Annotated in this window: 17 protein-coding genes and 1 pseudogene; 10 read left to right on the top strand and 8 right to left on the bottom strand. The window is 68.1% G+C overall.

Translation table 11 applies throughout. The features are described 5' to 3' along the window. Nucleotides 1-180: pseudogene (locus tag ASF34_RS19595) on the bottom strand (oxalate/formate MFS antiporter); the annotation flags it as partial. A gap of 329 nt (nt 181-509) precedes the next feature. On the opposite strand from ASF34_RS19595, the gene ASF34_RS19600 reads away from it, so the two are divergent. The 3 genes from ASF34_RS19600 (at nt 510) to ASF34_RS19610 (ending at nt 2,236) form a co-directional block, all read left to right on the top strand. Beyond that, nucleotides 510-722: a CsbD family protein gene (locus tag ASF34_RS19600; RefSeq protein ID WP_018045822.1), complete on the top strand. Its 213-nt coding sequence runs from the start codon at nt 510-512 to the stop codon at nt 720-722. Nucleotides 723-933: 211 nt separating this feature from the next. Continuing rightward, nucleotides 934-1,371 carry a CsbD family protein gene (locus tag ASF34_RS19605; protein WP_056163775.1) on the top strand — a complete coding sequence of 146 codons (438 nt, stop codon included), beginning with the start codon at nt 934-936 and terminating at the stop codon, nt 1,369-1,371. A gap of 88 nt (nt 1,372-1,459) precedes the next feature. Next, nucleotides 1,460-2,236: a creatininase family protein gene (locus ASF34_RS19610; protein ID WP_018045820.1), complete on the top strand. Its 777-nt coding sequence runs from the start codon at nt 1,460-1,462 to the stop codon at nt 2,234-2,236. Nucleotides 2,237-2,252: 16 nt separating this feature from the next. Here ASF34_RS19610 and ASF34_RS19615 read toward each other — a convergent pair whose 3' ends face one another. After that, nucleotides 2,253-2,774: a YcgN family cysteine cluster protein gene (locus tag ASF34_RS19615; protein ID WP_156462902.1), complete on the bottom strand. Its 522-nt coding sequence runs from the start codon at nt 2,772-2,774 to the stop codon at nt 2,253-2,255. Between the two features lie 312 nt (nt 2,775-3,086). On the opposite strand from ASF34_RS19615, the gene ASF34_RS19620 reads away from it, so the two are divergent. The 3 genes from ASF34_RS19620 to ASF34_RS19630 all read left to right on the top strand — a co-directional run bounded on the left by ASF34_RS19620 (nt 3,087) and on the right by ASF34_RS19630 (nt 6,633). Further along, nucleotides 3,087-5,312, top strand: a complete 2,226-nt coding sequence (locus ASF34_RS19620) for a transglycosylase domain-containing protein (RefSeq protein ID WP_056163779.1) — start codon at nt 3,087-3,089, stop codon at nt 5,310-5,312. Nucleotides 5,313-5,386: 74 nt separating this feature from the next. Beyond that, entirely contained in the window at nt 5,387-6,034 is a 648-nt protein-coding gene (locus ASF34_RS19625) for a DUF1214 domain-containing protein (protein WP_082494237.1), read from the top strand. Then, nucleotides 6,031-6,633: a DUF1254 domain-containing protein gene (locus tag ASF34_RS19630; protein ID WP_026176270.1), complete on the top strand. Its 603-nt coding sequence runs from the start codon at nt 6,031-6,033 to the stop codon at nt 6,631-6,633. Before ASF34_RS19625 ends, ASF34_RS19630 begins: the two co-directional genes overlap by 4 nt. Nucleotides 6,634-6,670: 37 nt before the next feature. Here ASF34_RS19630 and ASF34_RS19635 read toward each other — a convergent pair whose 3' ends face one another. Continuing rightward, nucleotides 6,671-7,477, bottom strand: a complete 807-nt coding sequence (locus ASF34_RS19635; protein ID WP_422395329.1) for a hypothetical protein — start codon at nt 7,475-7,477, stop codon at nt 6,671-6,673. A gap of 60 nt (nt 7,478-7,537) precedes the next feature. Next, nucleotides 7,538-7,789 (bottom strand): hypothetical protein, encoded by a 252-nt coding sequence (locus ASF34_RS19640; protein WP_018045814.1) that lies wholly within the window; start codon nt 7,787-7,789, stop codon nt 7,538-7,540. Nucleotides 7,790-8,292: 503 nt separating this feature from the next. Between ASF34_RS19640 and ASF34_RS19645 the strand changes: the two genes are divergently transcribed. The 4 genes from ASF34_RS19645 (at nt 8,293) to ASF34_RS19660 (ending at nt 11,720) form a co-directional block, all read left to right on the top strand. Next, a complete protein-coding gene (locus tag ASF34_RS19645; RefSeq protein WP_018045813.1) occupies nt 8,293-8,583 on the top strand; it encodes a hypothetical protein in 291 nt (96 codons plus the stop codon). Nucleotides 8,584-8,730: 147 nt separating this feature from the next. Next, the gene (gene gshB / locus ASF34_RS19650) at nt 8,731-9,681 is read left to right on the top strand and encodes a glutathione synthase (RefSeq protein ID WP_056163784.1); all 951 of its coding nucleotides are present in this window, start codon (nt 8,731-8,733) and stop codon (nt 9,679-9,681) included. Nucleotides 9,682-9,804: 123 nt separating this feature from the next. Further along, nucleotides 9,805-10,230: a GtrA family protein gene (locus tag ASF34_RS19655; RefSeq protein WP_244479054.1), complete on the top strand. Its 426-nt coding sequence runs from the start codon at nt 9,805-9,807 to the stop codon at nt 10,228-10,230. Next, nucleotides 10,227-11,720, top strand: a complete 1,494-nt coding sequence (locus tag ASF34_RS19660; protein ID WP_056163789.1) for a hypothetical protein — start codon at nt 10,227-10,229, stop codon at nt 11,718-11,720. Before ASF34_RS19655 ends, ASF34_RS19660 begins: the two co-directional genes overlap by 4 nt. Before the next feature lie 96 nt (nt 11,721-11,816). Here ASF34_RS19660 and ASF34_RS19665 read toward each other — a convergent pair whose 3' ends face one another. The 4 genes from ASF34_RS19665 to ASF34_RS19680 all read right to left on the bottom strand — a co-directional run bounded on the left by ASF34_RS19665 (nt 11,817) and on the right by ASF34_RS19680 (nt 15,070). Next, entirely contained in the window at nt 11,817-12,326 is a 510-nt protein-coding gene (locus tag ASF34_RS19665) for an OsmC family protein (RefSeq protein ID WP_056163792.1), read from the bottom strand. A gap of 91 nt (nt 12,327-12,417) precedes the next feature. Then, complete coding sequence (locus ASF34_RS19670) at nt 12,418-13,191, bottom strand: ABC transporter ATP-binding protein (protein ID WP_018045808.1); 774 nt, start codon at nt 13,189-13,191, stop codon at nt 12,418-12,420. A gap of 37 nt (nt 13,192-13,228) precedes the next feature. After that, on the bottom strand, nt 13,229-14,062 hold the full coding sequence (locus ASF34_RS19675) for an ABC transporter permease (RefSeq protein WP_056164019.1): 834 nt from the start codon (nt 14,060-14,062) through the stop codon (nt 13,229-13,231). Between the two features lie 33 nt (nt 14,063-14,095). Beyond that, nucleotides 14,096-15,070, bottom strand: coding sequence for an aliphatic sulfonate ABC transporter substrate-binding protein (locus ASF34_RS19680; RefSeq protein WP_156465788.1), 975 nt, complete (start codon nt 15,068-15,070; stop codon nt 14,096-14,098). Nucleotides 15,071-15,144 lie beyond the last annotated feature (74 nt).

Genomic DNA, 15,144 nt, shown 5'->3' on the forward strand with positions numbered 1-15,144 from the left:
GAACTTCTTCTGGATGTCGGGGACGAAGAACGTCCAGCCGTATTGCAGGTTGGCGATCATCACCATGCAGATCACGCCGATCACCAGCTGACCCCAGCGCCCGAAGGGCGGTGCGGACGCCGTGCCCAGGGTCGGTTGGGCGGTCCCGCCCGAACGTGGGGTGGCGGCGCGAACGGTCATGACCGTCTTCCTCGGTGTCTCGTCTGTTGTTTGCCGAGTTCTAGCCGGGAATATTTTGAATTCAAGAAACTTTGCTGGCAATGGCGCCGCAAGCCGAAACAAAAAATTTGGATCACCCGTATAAAAAATTCAAACTCTTGCTGCCGAGGCCTTTAACTTCACACCAGTGCTGCGATGCGGAGTTCCTCACCCGGATCGGTCGGGAATCGTACAATTCCACGGCCTCGGATCGGAACATTTCAGCAATTGTTATCGTTCGGCTTTCGACTTCGCGGTGCCCGGCGCATGCCGCGTCCCGGCCTCCCCACGCGATCATGAGGATCATTTCGATGAGCAGCACCACCGACAAGATCAAGGGTCTCGCCAACGAAGCCGTCGGCAACATCAAGCAGGGCGTCGGCTCGGTCACGGGCAACGAGAAACTGCAGGCCGAAGGCAAGGCGCAGGAGCTCAAGGGCGAGGCCCAGAAGACCGTGGGTGATGCCAAGGACGGGATCAAGGGCGCGGCTCAGAGCGCAGCCGACGCCGTCAAGAAGATCTGACGATCCGGCCCGAAGGCCAGTCCGGAGAGGGAAGTATCCGTCCACTCACCGTTGGACCGACGTCCAGGCGACGTCCGGCCGAGACAAGATCGAAGACCGAACAACGATTCCGGAGCCTAGACCATGGTTCAGGGCCGAGGCCCGGATCGGTGCGACGGCAGGATGGATCGGGCTTACGCCCTTCCATCGGATCGCGAAAGGAGATGTGTCCATGAACAGAGATCATTTCGACGGTAGCGTCCGCAACCTTCAGGGTCGCGGCAAGACGGCTCTCGGCGCGGTGACCGGCCGCGCGCGTCAGCAGGTCGAAGGCGCGTACGATCAGGCCGCCGGCGCAGCGCAATACGCGTATGGCGAAGCGCGCGACACGGTGAACGACCTGCGTCGCGATGGCGAGCGCTTCATCGACGAGGCGAGTGCGCGTGCCCATGCCCTGGCCGACGAGGCAGAGCAGCGTCGCCAAGCGATCGCCGACCGTGGGTATGCGCTCGCTGACGAAGCTCAGCGCCGCGGCCGTCATTACCGGGGTGAAGCCGTGCGGCACAGCCGGGCCGTGGCGGCTCGGGCGGACGAGAACAAGGCCGTCACGCTCGCCCTCGTGGCGGCAGCGGCCTTCGGGCTGGGATGGCTGCTGCGCCCCTCGCGCTGAGTCCGAGATCCGGACACCCTTCTTGTAGAGCCCCATTCGGCCTAGAAGACCACCCTGGCGGCGCGGGGCCGCGAGGGACACGACGACCATGGCGGTGCGGAACTGGTTCGATCTCACGACCGGCGAGATCGCGTCCGCCATGGACCGCTCGATCGCGGTTCTCCCCGTGGCAGCGGTGGAGCAGCATGGACCGCACCTGCCGCTGTCCACCGACGTCACCATCGCCGAGGGCTATCTCGCCCGGCTGGCCGAACTCGATGCGGGCGACCTCGATATCCTGGTCCTGCCGGTCCAGAGTATCGGCAAATCGGACGAGCACGATGCGTTTCCCGGCACGCTGACCCTCACGGCCGAGACGGCCCTGCGGGCGTGGGGCGAGATCGGCCGCAGCCTCCATCGCGCCGGATGCGGCAAGCTCGTCATCGTCACCTCCCATGGTGGCAATAGCGGGCTCATCGATCTCGTGGCGAGCGACCTGCGCAGTCTCGGCATGCTCGCCGTCACCACGGCCTGGAGCCGGTTCGGCTACCCGCCGGGCCTCTTTCCCGACGACGAAATCAGACATGGCATCCATGCCGGCGCCGTCGAGACGGCGCTGATGCTGGCGCTGAAGCCCGATGCGGTGCGCCGTCCGGCCGTCGCCGATTTCGAGCCCCGCACGGTGGCGATGGAGCGAGACTTCACCCATCTGCGCGCCAGCCGCCCGGCAGCCTTCGCCTGGAAGTCGCAGGACCTTCACCCTTCGGGCGCCATCGGCAACGCGACGCTCGGCACGCGCGAGGCCGGCCTCGCGGCCCTCGACCACGGTGCGAGAGCCTTCCTCGAACTTCTGCGCGACGTGGACCGCTTCCGCCTCGATCCGTGAGGCGCCTTCGCGGCGCCTAATCCTCGTCCTCGGTCTCCGGGGTGCGGCCGGGCCAGGTGACGATCTGGTCGAGGAGTTCGTCGGTGGTGAACTCCTCTTCGTTGCCCGAGATCCGGCCGCGCACCGAGATGCCGGCTTCGTGGACGCTGGCCTGGCGGCCTGAGACGAGGGGATGCCATGGATAGAGATCCTGCCCGTCGCGCACGAGGCGATAGGCGCAGGTCGGCGGCAGCCAGGGGATGGTGCGGACCGCCTCCGGCGTCAGGCGGACGCAATCGGGCACCCGTCTCTGGCGGTTGACGTAATCGCGGCAGTTGCAGGCGAGCCCGTCGAGGAGGGTGCAGCCGACATCGGTGTGGTAGACCTCGCCGGTATCGTCATCCTCGAGCTTGAGCAGGCAGCACCGGCCGCAGCCGTCGCACAGGCTCTCCCACTCGGACGACGACATCTCGTCGAGGGTCTTCTCCCGCCAGAACGGCTTCGATGGCTCGGGCGCCATCGCGTCCGGGGCAAGGAGGGGGGATGTGCGGTCCCTCATCGGGAGCACCTTCGGGGTTCGGAACGGGAGGGCGGAGCGCGCAGGCTCCTTGACGCATGTGGGCCTGATCGGCAAGCCGCGCCACCTCCGCGCCCCATTCCCGGATCAAGGTTGACGAAGGGTTATTCTCGCCGACGTCGCGACGTTTTCGCTTTCCGACGCATTATGATGGGAAGCCGGCCGTGCCGCCCCCGCGGAAGGGCGGACGATGTGCTTTGCCGGGCCTCGCGAAGACGCGCGGAGCTTGGTAGTGCTTGACCTGCGGCATCGGTGAGCGGTGCCGGCCGTGCGTTGAGGGACAGAGATCACGTCGTGCGCCTGCCCAAAGCCACCTCGCTCCTGACGCGCCTGAAACGCGCCGCCCTCGGCTTCGACGCCTGGGTGAATGCGAGCCTGTACGACAGCGGCCGCTCCACCGCCGAGATCTACGAGCGTTTCCAGCAGCGTATGCAGGTCTTCTCGGTGCGCGGCTGGAAGCGCGTCGCCCTCGACCTCACCAGCGAGGGGGTGACGCTCGGCACCGGCGGCGCCGTGCTGATGCTGGCCCTCGCGCAGCCCGCCTTCAACCTCACCAGCGAGAATTGGCTGAAGCAGCAGGATCTCGCCGTCACCTTCCTCGACCGTTACGGCGTCGAGGTGGGGCGGCGCGGGATCAAGCACGACGACTCGCTGAAACTCGACGACTTTCCCGACAGCATGATCAAGGCGCTGGTCTCCACCGAGGACCGGCGCTTCTACGAGCATTGGGGCATCGACCCGATCGGCACGGCGCGCGCGCTCGTGTCGAACTCGCGCGGCGGCGGCAACACGCAGGGCGGCTCCTCCATCACCCAGCAGCTCGCCAAGAACCTGTTCCTCACCAACGAACGCTCCCTGGAGCGCAAGATCAACGAGGCGTTCCTGGCGCTGTGGCTCGAGAGCCATCTCAGCAAGAACGAGATTCTCAAGCTCTATCTCGATCGTGCCTATATGGGCGGCGGCACCTTCGGGGCGGTCGCAGCGGCCGATTACTATTTCGGCAAGCCGCTGAAGGACGTGAGCCTCGCCGAAGCCGCGATGCTGGCCGGCCTGTTCAAGGCGCCGACGAAATACGCGCCGCATGTGAACCTGCCGGCGGCCCGCGCCCGCGCCGTGGACGTGCTGCACAACATGGTGGAAGCCGGCTTCGTCACCGAAGGCCAGATCCAGACGGCATTGCGCAACCCGGCGACGCCGGTGACCCGCACCCGCGACATCACCGCCGATTACTACCTCGACTGGGCCTTCGGCGAGATCAAGGGCATGGCGGATTCCGGCAAGCTGCGCGGCGACCGCGTGCTGATCGTGAAGACCCCCCTCGATATCAGTATCCAGAAACGTGCCGACCAGGCGGTGGAGAACATCCTGCGCCAGTACGGCGACCAGTACGACGTGGACGAGGCTGCCATGGTCATCCTCGATCCGGACGGGGCGCTGCGCGCCATGGTCGGCGGGGCCGATTACGGCGAGAGCCAGTTCAACCGGGCCACCGATTCCCTGCGCCAGCCGGGCTCCTCGTTCAAACCCTACGTCTATGCGGCGGGCCTCGCCGCCGGCCTCTACCGGCCCGACACCCGGGTGGTGGACCGGCCGATCTGCCTCGGCAATTGGTGCCCGCAGAATTACGGCCGCTCGTTCTCCGGCGCCACCAACCTCACCGTGGCGGTGGCGAAATCCATCAATACGATCCCGATCCAGATCTCGATCGCGCTGGGCAAGGCCATCGGCATCAAGGGCGACTTCCCCGCCGCCAAGGCCGGGCGCGCCAAGATCATCGACATGGCCCATCGCATGGGCATCACCACCCCGCTCACCGATTCCGTTTCGCTTCCCATCGGCTCGGCGGAGGTGAACGTCATCGATCAGGCGGCGGCCTATGCGGTGTTCGCCAATGGCGGCCGCAAAGCCAAGCCCTATGCGGCCATGGAGGTGAAGAACTCCTCGGGCGAAGTGATCTACCGCCATGCCGACGAGAAGCCCGAGCAGATCCTCTCGCCCCAGGTCGTGGCCGACATGAACTTCATGTTGAACAAGGTGGTGGAGGAGGGGACCGGCCGTCGCGCGCAGCTCGACGGCATCAAGGTCGCGGGCAAATCCGGGACGACCAACGCCTACAAGGACGCCTGGTTCGTGGCCTATACCGGCAATTACGTGGGCGCCGTCTGGTTCGGAAACGACGATTCCACCTCCACCAACAAGATGACCGGCGGTTCGCTTCCCGCCATGGCCTGGCACGACGTGATGGAGACGGCCCACCAGGGCATCGAGTTGAAGGCGATGCCGGGCCTCAAGGAGAACACCCGTCCGATGGCGCAGGCGGGGTCGTCCTCGCCGCCCAACGCGGCCGCCAGCGCGGCCGGCAAGCTCTCGCGGCGCTCGTTCGAGGTCATCGGCAGCATGAACGGCCTGTTCCGCACCGTGGAGGCGGGGACGCCCGCCGGCGCCCGCGCCGCCGCTGGGGAGACCACGGGCGCCGTCGCCGATGGCGCCCGCCCGGTCGGCCGCATCGGCATTCCGTAGCGACGGTGTCCACACGGCCCCAGGATGTCAGCCGCCGCATGAGCACCACAGATCACCCTGCCCGGTCCGGCGCGATGCCCGGCATCGCGGGCGTCGCCGGCCAGGGAAGCCGCGCCTTTCGCGCCGTTTTGCGCCGAACCTCGCGCGTCGGGCTCGTCTTCTACACCCTCGCCCTCGGCGCGGGCTTGGGGTTGGCGACGGCGGATTACGCCACGCGGGGCGGCTATCCGTTCGGCGGAGTTTCGGTGGGGAGCTGGATCGCGTGGCCGCGCACGGGCTCCCTCGGCGCTGACCCCTATGCCCGCGCGGTGAATGCCCGGCGCGGTGAGATTCCCCTGGCGGTGGGAGAGGGGCTGCTTCTCACCGCCTCCCAGGACGACGAGGGCCGCGCCCTCAATGCCGCCTGCACCTACCGGATCGCCGGCGCGACGCCTCCCGCCAGGGCCTGGACCATCACCGTCGCCGGGCGCGGCAAGCGTGACCCCGAGCGGACGGTGCTGCGCGAGGGCTTCACCTCCACGGAGGTTCTGCGCGACGTGGACGGGCGCTTCTCCATCGTGCTCGCCTCGGACGTCCAGCCCGGCAACTGGCTGCCCATGCCGCGCGCCGCCGGGCCGGTGCGGCTCGCGCTCCGTCTCTACGACACGCCGGTGGCGGCCAGCGCCGGCACGGTGGAGCGGTCTGCGGTTCCCACGATCTCCCGCACGGAATGCGCGGAATGAACCCGACCGGGCGTTTCCTCCTCGCGACCCTCGCCGGGCTCGTCCTGGCAGGGCTGGTCCACATCGCCGTGGTGCTGGCGATCCCGAGCCTGTCGGAATCCGACGCCCTGACGAAGGCGCGCACCAGCGAGGCCCTGGACCACGCGATGCCGGTCTATACGCTCTCCACCGGCATCAACCCGGCCCCCACCGAGGCGTGGCTGCCGATCCCCGATCCCTCGGTCGCGGTGGGTATATGCGCCTACAACCTCGCCGATGGCCCGATGCGGGTCTCCGCCCGGACCGGCGCGCTGATGCTGTCCCTGGCCGTCCATGGGCGGCGGGGAGCCTTCTACGCCGTCACCGACCAAGCGGCGGTGCGCGGCGCCCTGGACCTCGTGATCCTCACCCGCGCCCAATACGACGAGGCCCTGGCCAACGAGGACGAGAACGACGTGAGCCGCGACGTGCGCATCGTCGCCACAGAACGGGAGGGTTTCGTGGTGGTGCGCGTGGTCGCGGCCCTTCCGAGCCAGCGGCAGGCGGCGAACGAGGCGGTCCAGGCCGTCTCCTGCACCATCGACAGTCCCACCGAGGACGCCGCGAAATCCGGCGGCTGACGGCCGACCGACGCCCTGTCCGGGCGGGCAGACCGTCTCAGTATTTCGCGACGATGGGTCGGGCGGCCTGGGGGGCGGGTGCCTCCACCAATCCGCAGCGCGCTTCGGCCGCCGCCGGGAGCAGCGGGTCGAGCATCACCCGGCGCCCGTCGAGACCGGCGAGACTGCGCTCGACCGATACGGCCTCGACCGAGGGGACCTCCACGAGGAGATGCTGCAGGGCGTAGCGGTAACGCTCCGCGCGAACCCCCGTCTCCAGCCGGACCCAGGCCACGAGGCAGCGGTTCTCGGCCACCCGCATGGCGGCCTGCCGGATGCTCTCGTCGTCGAGGCTCTTCACGAAGGGCAGGCTGCGCAGGCGCAGGGTATCGGCATTCGCCACCCGCGCCGCCGTGGCCACGAAGAGCGGGATCAGGCGCGCATCCGCCGTGATGTCGTCCGCCAGTCGGCGATAGCGCGAGACGGGCGAGCGAAAGGGTTCCGCGACCAGGGCGGCATGATAGCTGGTGACGTCGTCCTCGCGCCAGCTCGGCGGCAGCACGCGGGTGCGCGTGAGGTTGGCCAGGGCGTCGGTGAAGGTCTCGCTCTCGGCCGCCGGCATCAGGAAGCGCCAGGCCCGGTCGCGCAGGGTGCGCTCGTCGTCGGTGAGGGAAAAATCCGAGGCCGGCTCGTTGCGATATTGCGCGGCCAAGGTGCCGGTGGTCGCCACGAGGCTGTTCCAGGCGCTCGGGGCCGGGCGGCCGAAATCGCCTTTCTGGGCGCAGCCGCCCATCAGCAGCATCGCGGCAGCGGATGCGGTCTTGATCAAGCGCCCAGTGGGGGGGACGGGGTGGGACGCCGGCATCGCACTTCCTCGGGTTGACGGTGCCTGCTCGGGCCTCACGGTGACCGGAGGCGTGGGGTGTCAGGAGTGCCGGCGCTGCCGGGGAGCGGACATCGCCGGTTCGGGCATGCGCTCGTAGCGGACGCCGGTGAACAGCAGGATCTCGCCGCGCGTGGCTCTGTCGTTCTCGTCATCCCGGCGGAACCGGCGACCGGAGCCCTGGCGGAACGCCACGACGCTGGCCGTATGCAGCGGCAGCGAACGGTCTCCCAGACCGCCCGACGGCTCACCGGGGTGTGTTTTGGCACTCTGGGACTTGCGGTCAGGCGTCATCGCTGGCGATCCCATCGATCCTCGATACGCACCACCCGAACCCGTCGGAAACGTCCCCTCGAACTCTCCCGGGGCGGATCCCGTCGAATTCTCAATCGATCGTGATGCAGAGCGGAGAGCATCACGAGGTGGTTAATGAAAAGTTTCCGCTCTCCATCGAATCGCGGGAGAGAGCCGGGCGGTGGCGGCAGGGACCGAATCTCCGTGGCAATATCGCCGCAGCCGCGACAACCGTCGGAACTGAAGCCACGGAATCTGCTCTGGCTTGCAACTTGCTTTGAATTTTACTGCCCATGGCGGGCGTTTCCTCCCTTGCACTCGGCCCCGCTCCGAAATGAGCGGGGCCTTTTTGTCGAGGGATCTCGAAAAACTGTGACCGGGGCGCCACGCCCATGGTTCCGCTCATATCCAGCCGGAACCGGGACGGTGTCCCGCGCGCTTGCTAAGCCATGGCTGCGCCCGATATGCCGCCACACTCCGATCCGAGCGAAGGACAACGCAGAATGCGCGTGGCGACCACACGATCCTCCAGCCCCTCGAAGGGCCGGTCCCTGGCCCTGAAGGCTGCACCCTTCGCCCTTCTGCTTCTGGCCGCCGGCCCGGCCCAGGCCCAGCGCGAAGACCAGGGCCTGCAACTCGGCTGCGCCAACGATTATTTCCGCCTCTGTGCCGGCGTCGATCCCAACAGCAACGAGGCCGAGAAGTGCATGGAGCGCAACCGTCCCCGCCTGTCGGCCGAATGCCGCAACGCCATCGGCGATTACGACCGTCGCAGCGGTGGCAAGTCCCGGTAAGGGGCAGGCCCGGTCCCGACATCTCCCGGCAAGAAGCCTGTCGACGGAAGCCAGGCCATCGAATAGGCCTGCGACTCCGGTGGAAGACCGGGGGGGCGGCCCCCCCGACCTTCTACCATGCTCGATCGTGAATGAGGCTCGTGCGCCATGGCCCTGACCGTCGCGGTTCAGATGGACCCGATCCAGGCGATCAGGATCGCCGGTGACACCACCTTCGCTCTGCTCTTGGAAGCGCAGGCGCGGGGACACGATCTCCTGTTCTATACGCCGGACCGGCTCTCCATGCAGGGTCAGGTGGTGACGGCGCGGGTCGAGCCCCTCCGGGTCCAGGACGTGGAGGGCGCCCACGCGACCCTCGGGGCCATGCAGCGTGTCGATCTCGCCGATGTGGATGTGGTCCTGATGCGCCAGGACCCGCCCTTCGACATGGCCTACATCACCGCGACCCACATGCTGGAGCGGATCCATCCGCGGACCCTGGTGGTGAACAACCCGGCCGAGGTGCGCAACGCGCCCGAGAAGCTGTTCGTCCTCGACTTCCCGCAGCTGATGCCGCCGACCCTGATCACCCGCGACAAGGCGGAGATCGAGGCGTTCCGCGCCAAGCACGGCGCCATCGTCATGAAGCCCCTGCACGGGCATGGCGGCGCGGCGGTGTTCCGGGTGTTGCCGGAGGACGCCAATTTCGGTTCGATGTTCGACCTGTTCTCGGTGACGTTCCGCGAGCCCTGGGTGGTCCAGCGCTTCCTTCCCAAGATCACCGAGGGCGACAAGCGCATCATCTTGGTGGACGGTGAGCCCCTGGGCGCCATCAACCGTGTCCCGGCGCTCAACGACATCCGCTCCAACATGGTGCGCGGCGGGGCGGCCGCCGCCTCCGATCTCACCGAGCGCGAGCGGGACATCTGCGCCACGATCGGGCCGGAGCTTCGCCGGCGCGGCCTCATCCTCGTCGGTATCGACGTGATCGACGGCAACCTCACCGAGATTAACGTCACCTCTCCCACCGGCATCCGCGCGATCAAGCGGCTCGGTGGACCGGATCTCGCGGTCTCGGTCTGGGATGCGATCGAAGGGCGGCTCTCCGTCTCGGTTTGACGGGATTAAGCCGCCTTTAAGCGCGGCAGCCTAACGATTGGGGCCGGTTTCAAACCCTCCGGCCCGGTCGATGCACCCCATCACGCAAAGCCATTCTTCCGGCCGGTTCTCCGGAACCTGTCGGTGAGTGGTCGCGCCCTGCCCATACGGCTCGCCCGGATGTTCCTGGTCGGCGGTATCGCGACCCTGCTCTATGCCTGCCTGAGCCTAGTGGGGACGACGGTGGTCGGGCTTCCGCTTCCCCTGGCCTCGCCCCTTTCCTACGGCCTCGCCTCGCTCTGGTCCTATGCCGGTCATCGCTGGCTGACCTTCGGCGACAGACGGCCGGCGCCTCGCGCGGCGTTGCGGTTTTTCCTTCTGACGATGGCCGGCTACGGCGCGGCCGCAGCGATCCCCGCCATCGTCGGCGGGATCTTCGAGGGGCCTTCCTGGCTCTCGATCCTCGCCGTCTGCACCGGGATTCCCGCTGGGAATTACGTAATCCTGAGCCGGCACATCTTTTCCGAGATGCCACAGGATCCTCGACAGCCGGTAGGGCATACGGGATGAGATCCGATCCGGCCTCCATCCCGGTCTCGAGGCAGTCCCCCGACGGGGCGTCACGACCGTTCGTGCCGGGGGCGTGGGGTGCCTCGTCGATCCTCGTGTTCCTGGTCGTGGTCCTCACGTTGTCCATCCGCGCCGGTCAGCTGCTCAACGATCCCGACAGCCAGTGGCACATGGCCATCGGCCGCTGGATCGTCGCACATCGCACCGTGCCCTGGACGGACCTGTTCTCCCACACCTTTGCCGGATCGCCCTGGATCGCGAAGGAATGGGCCTCGCAGGTGCTGTTTTATGGGGCCTATGCGGTCGCTGGCTGGTGGGGCGTCTGCATGCTCACCATCCTGGTCGTTGCCGGCTCGCTGGCCGGCCTGCACCAGTGGCTGCAACGCCGTGTTTCCGCCACCGCGGCGCTGTTGGCGGTCACGGCCGTGTTCGTGGTCCTCGCGCCGCACCTGCTCGCACGCCCGCACATCCTCACGGTGCCGGTCCTCCTCGTCTGGATGACGGGCCTCGTGGCGGCACTGGAGCGAGGGAGGGCACCGTCGTTCTGGCTCATCCCGGTGATGGTGGCCTGGGCCAATCTACACGGAAGCTACCCGATCGGCCTCGTCATCGCCGGTATCCTCGCAGGCGAGGGCGTGCTCTCCGGCCCCCGCTCCGAATGGATCGGCAGGGCTTTGCGATGGGCACGCTTCCTCGCCGTCGCCACAGTCGCGTCCTGCCTGACGCCCTATGGCTACGTGCCGTTTCTCGTGAATCTCGGCCTGTTCAACAGTGGCGAATCCCTGCCCTTCATCGACGAATGGCAACCCCTCGGACTGAACGGCGCGGGCATCGTCGCCGTCGCGATGTTCATCGGCAGTATCGTGGTGCTGCTGACAGCCCCCCGAAAAACCCTGTTCCGGCTCGGCGTGGTCACGCTCCTCGGGGTGATGATGATCCGCCACGCGCGCTTCGCGGACCTGTTCGTCCTGGCAGCGCCGATCCTCGTGGCGGGGCCTGCCATGGCGCGATTCCCTGCGCTGCGTGGCGTTCCGACCATCGCCGCCTCACGGGGGCTCGGCCTCATTATCCTGGCCTGTACCGTCGCGGCGATCACGGTGGCGGCCCTGGTCTCGCCGCGTCCCAGCGAAGCGATGACGCCACAGGCCGCACTCGACGCGGCGCGCGCACGGCGCCTCACCGGCCCGGTCTACAACGACTACGATTTCGGCGGTTTCCTGATCCGCTCCGGCGTGCCGACCTTCATCGACGGGCGCAGCGATCAGCTCTTCCTCGGCGGCTTCATGAACGGCCTCGACCGGGCGCTGGCCGCATCGGAGCCCGAGCGCTTCGCCGCCATGCTGGCGCGTTACCGCGTCACCTGGGCTCTCGTGCGGAGGGAGGGGCGAAGCGCCGATCAGCTGCGCCGCCTGGAGGGCTGGCGCCTCCTCCATGAGGACGAGACCGCTGCGGTGTATTATGAGGCCGGCGACGCGCCCGCCGCGCGGTAACAGCCCGTATGTCCCCGGCCGAAGCGAATGCCGGCCGGGATCCGCCGAGCATCGGATCCCGCGCCACTCCGCCTCGGACGCAGCGGCCTCGTCGCTTCAGCCCTTCGAGGCGTGGACCGCCAGTTCCGGCTTGTGGTTCAGGGTCTGGAACACGACGCAATAGCGCTCGGTCAGCTTCAAGAGCTGGTCGAGCTTTTCCTGCGGCGCATCGGTGTCGAGGGCGAAGTTCAGGCGGATCGCGCGAAAACCCACCGGCGCTTCCTTGTCGACGCCCAGCGTGCCGCGGAAGTCGAGGTCGCCCTCGGCGCTGACAGTTCCGGCGCGCAGCTCGATCTCGAGGGCGGTCGCCACCGCTTTGATCGTGACCCCGGCGCAGGCGACCAGCGCCTCGAGCAGCATGTCGCCCGAGCAGAGTTCGAGCCCCGACCCGCCGGTGGCCGGGTGAAGTCCGGCGACGGCGAGCGCCCGGCCGGTCTCGACCTTGCAAGCGATGGAGCTGTCGTCCAGCGTGCCCTTGGCTTTCAGCGTGATGACGGCGGATTCCGGCGCGCTGCGGTACTGGTCTTTCAGCGGGGCCTGGAGCGAGCGCAGGGTGGTGGCGTCCATCGGGTGTATCCTCGATCGTCTTGGTGCGATTGTGATCTTTTTCTTTGCTTGGGCATCTAACCTGGGATGGAGGCAGACGCCAGAGAAGCCCTCACCACCATTGCGCCGCCTCGGTGGGCGCCGCCGCCTGGGCCGGCTTCAGCGAGCGGTCCAGGGCGGCGAGGATGCGCCGGGTGGCGGCCTCGCTATGCGGCGAGGCCGGATCGCGCGGGCGGGCCAGCGCCAGGGGGATGGCATCGTCCAGGCGGCCGGGCTTGGGGCGCATCACCACCGCCCGGTCGGCCAGCGCCACCGCCTCTCCCACATCGTGGGTGACGATGAGGATCGTCGGCTTCGTCTCCTGCCAGAGGGCGAGGAGATGGCCGTGCAGGTCCTTTCGGGTGAAGGCGTCCAGCGCCGAGAACGGTTCGTCGAGGAGGAGCACGCTCGGGTTCGCCACGAAGGCACGGGCGATGGACACGCGCTGCTGCTGCCCGCCCGAGAGTTCCCTCGGCCAGCGGCGGGCATGTTCGCCGAGCCCGACCATCTCCAGGGCATGGGCGACGCGAGCCCTGCGCTCGGCCTTGGGGAGATGGCTCAGTCCGAAGCCCACATTGTCGGCGACATCGAGCCAGGGCAGCAGGCGGGGCTCTTGGAAGACGAGGCCGACTCCTGGATGCGGCGCTGCGATCGTCTCCCCGTCGAGGGCGATGCTGCCCTCGCTCGCCCGGTCGAGCCCGGCGACGAGCCGTAGCAAGGTGGTCTTGCCACAGCCCGATCCGCCGATGAGCGCCACGATCTCGCCCTGTGGCACGGCGAGGTCGATGCGCTCCAGCGCCCGCGTGCCGTCGGAATAGGTCTTGGACAGGCTATCGAGGGTGAGCATCGCGGGGCGCCAGCCTTCTTCGAACCGGTGAGGGGACCTACAACGTCTCCCGCGCCGTGTCCTGCCAGCGCGTGAGAGGCCGGGTCACGGCGACGAGAACGGTATCGGCGAGCTTGCCGAGGATGGCGAAGGCGATGATCGCGGCAAGGATCTGGTCGGCCTTGCTGAATTGCTGCCCGTCGATGAGGAGGTAGCCGAGCCCTTCGGAGGCTCCCATCAGCTCGGCGGCGACCACGAACAGGAAGCCGAGGCCGAGGCCTGTGCGGAGCGCAGTGAGGGTCGCCGGAAGCACGGCGGGGAGCAGGATGCGCCGTGCGAGCTGCAGGGTCGAGAGTCGGAAGATGCGGCCCACCTCGATCAGCTTGCGGTCGACGGAGGCGATGGCCCCCGCTACCCCGATATAGACCGGGAAGAACACCCCCACCGCGATCAGCGCCACCTTCGGCGTCTCGAGGATGCCGAGCCAGAGGATGAACAGCGGAACCCAGGCCAGGGACGGCACGGCGCGCAACGCCTGGAGCGTCGGATCGAGGATATGGCGGGCGATGGGAAGCGCGCCGGTGAGGGCACCCGCAGCGATGCCGGCCACCGCGCCGAAGGCGAAGCCGAGGGCGACGCGCACCAGCGTCGCCTGAACGTGCATCCAGAGGTCGCCGGATGCGGCGAGATCGTAGAGGGTCACCGCGATCCGGCTCGGCGGGGGCATCAGCCGCCCCTGGGCGAGGCCGGTATGGACGGCGGATTCCCAGCCGATCACCAGGGCGAGGGGCAGGATCAGGCCGAGCGCGAGACGACCGCCCCGATGCCAGGCCGTGTCTCCCCGTGGCTTGGGCGAAACCGTCCCGTCAGCCGTGTCGTGCGCGGGTGACATCGAGGACTCGGTCGCAGCGTTCTCCTGCACGGATCAGCGGGCGGCAGGTGCGAATTGCGGATCGATCAGCCCGTCCACCGCCGCCTTCACGTCGGTACCTGCAGGGATCACCCCCGCCTGCTGCAGGGCGATGCCGGCGGCGGCGATCGATTCGGCCTGGGCCCTGCCGATGGCGGGCTGGGTCAGGTCGGTGCGCTCGATCTGCCGGGCGATCACCGGTTCGGGCAGTTTCGTCACCGCCACGAGCGCGCTCTTCAGGGCGTCGGGATTCTTGATCGCATAGGTCCGGGCGGTCTCGTAGGCGGCGATCACGGTGCGGACGAGGTCCGGGTTGGCCTTGGCGAAATCCTCGCGCACGTCGAGGACGCCCCAGGTGTTGGCGGCGGCGTCCCGGTGGAACAGCACGTCGTCGTTCTCGATCTCGGAGGCCGCCATCATCGGGTCGAGGCCGGCCCAGGCATCGACGTCGCCCCGGTCGAGGGCGGTACGCCCGTCGGCATGCTGGAGCAGAACGAGCTTGGCGTCCTTCTCGGTCAGGCCGGCGCCCTGGAGCGCGCGGATGAGGAAGATGTGCGGGTCGGTGCCACGGGTCACCGCGATGCGCTTGCCCTTGAGGTCGGCGGGCTTGGTGATGCCGCTGTCCTTGCGGGTGACCAGCGCCGTCCATTCCGGCCGCGAGAAGACGTAGACCGCCTTGATCGGGTTGCCGTTGATCCGGGCGAGCAGGGCCGCGGCCCCGGCCGAGGACCCGAAATCGATGGCGCCGCCATTGAGGAATTCCAGTGCCTTGTTGGAGCCGAGGGACTGGGTCCAGCGCACCTTAATGCCCTTGTCCTTCAGGGCCTCTTCCAGGAAGCCCTTCTCCTTCAGGATCAGGCTCACCGGGTTGTAGGTCGCCCAATCGAGGCGGATCTCCTTGACCTCCGCCGCCTCACCGGGGCGCGGCATCAGCAGAAGCGACGCGGCGCCGCAGATGACACTCAGGATGGCGCGACGGGACAGAGTCATCGGTCAATCGTCTCCATGGTCCCGGCAGTGACGCGGGGCATCCGAGGTAGCCAGGACCGTTCGTTTCGTCAAAC

The sequence above is a fragment of the Methylobacterium sp. Leaf106 genome (assembly GCF_001422895.1).
Lineage (GTDB): Bacteria > Pseudomonadota > Alphaproteobacteria > Rhizobiales > Beijerinckiaceae > Methylobacterium > Methylobacterium bullatum.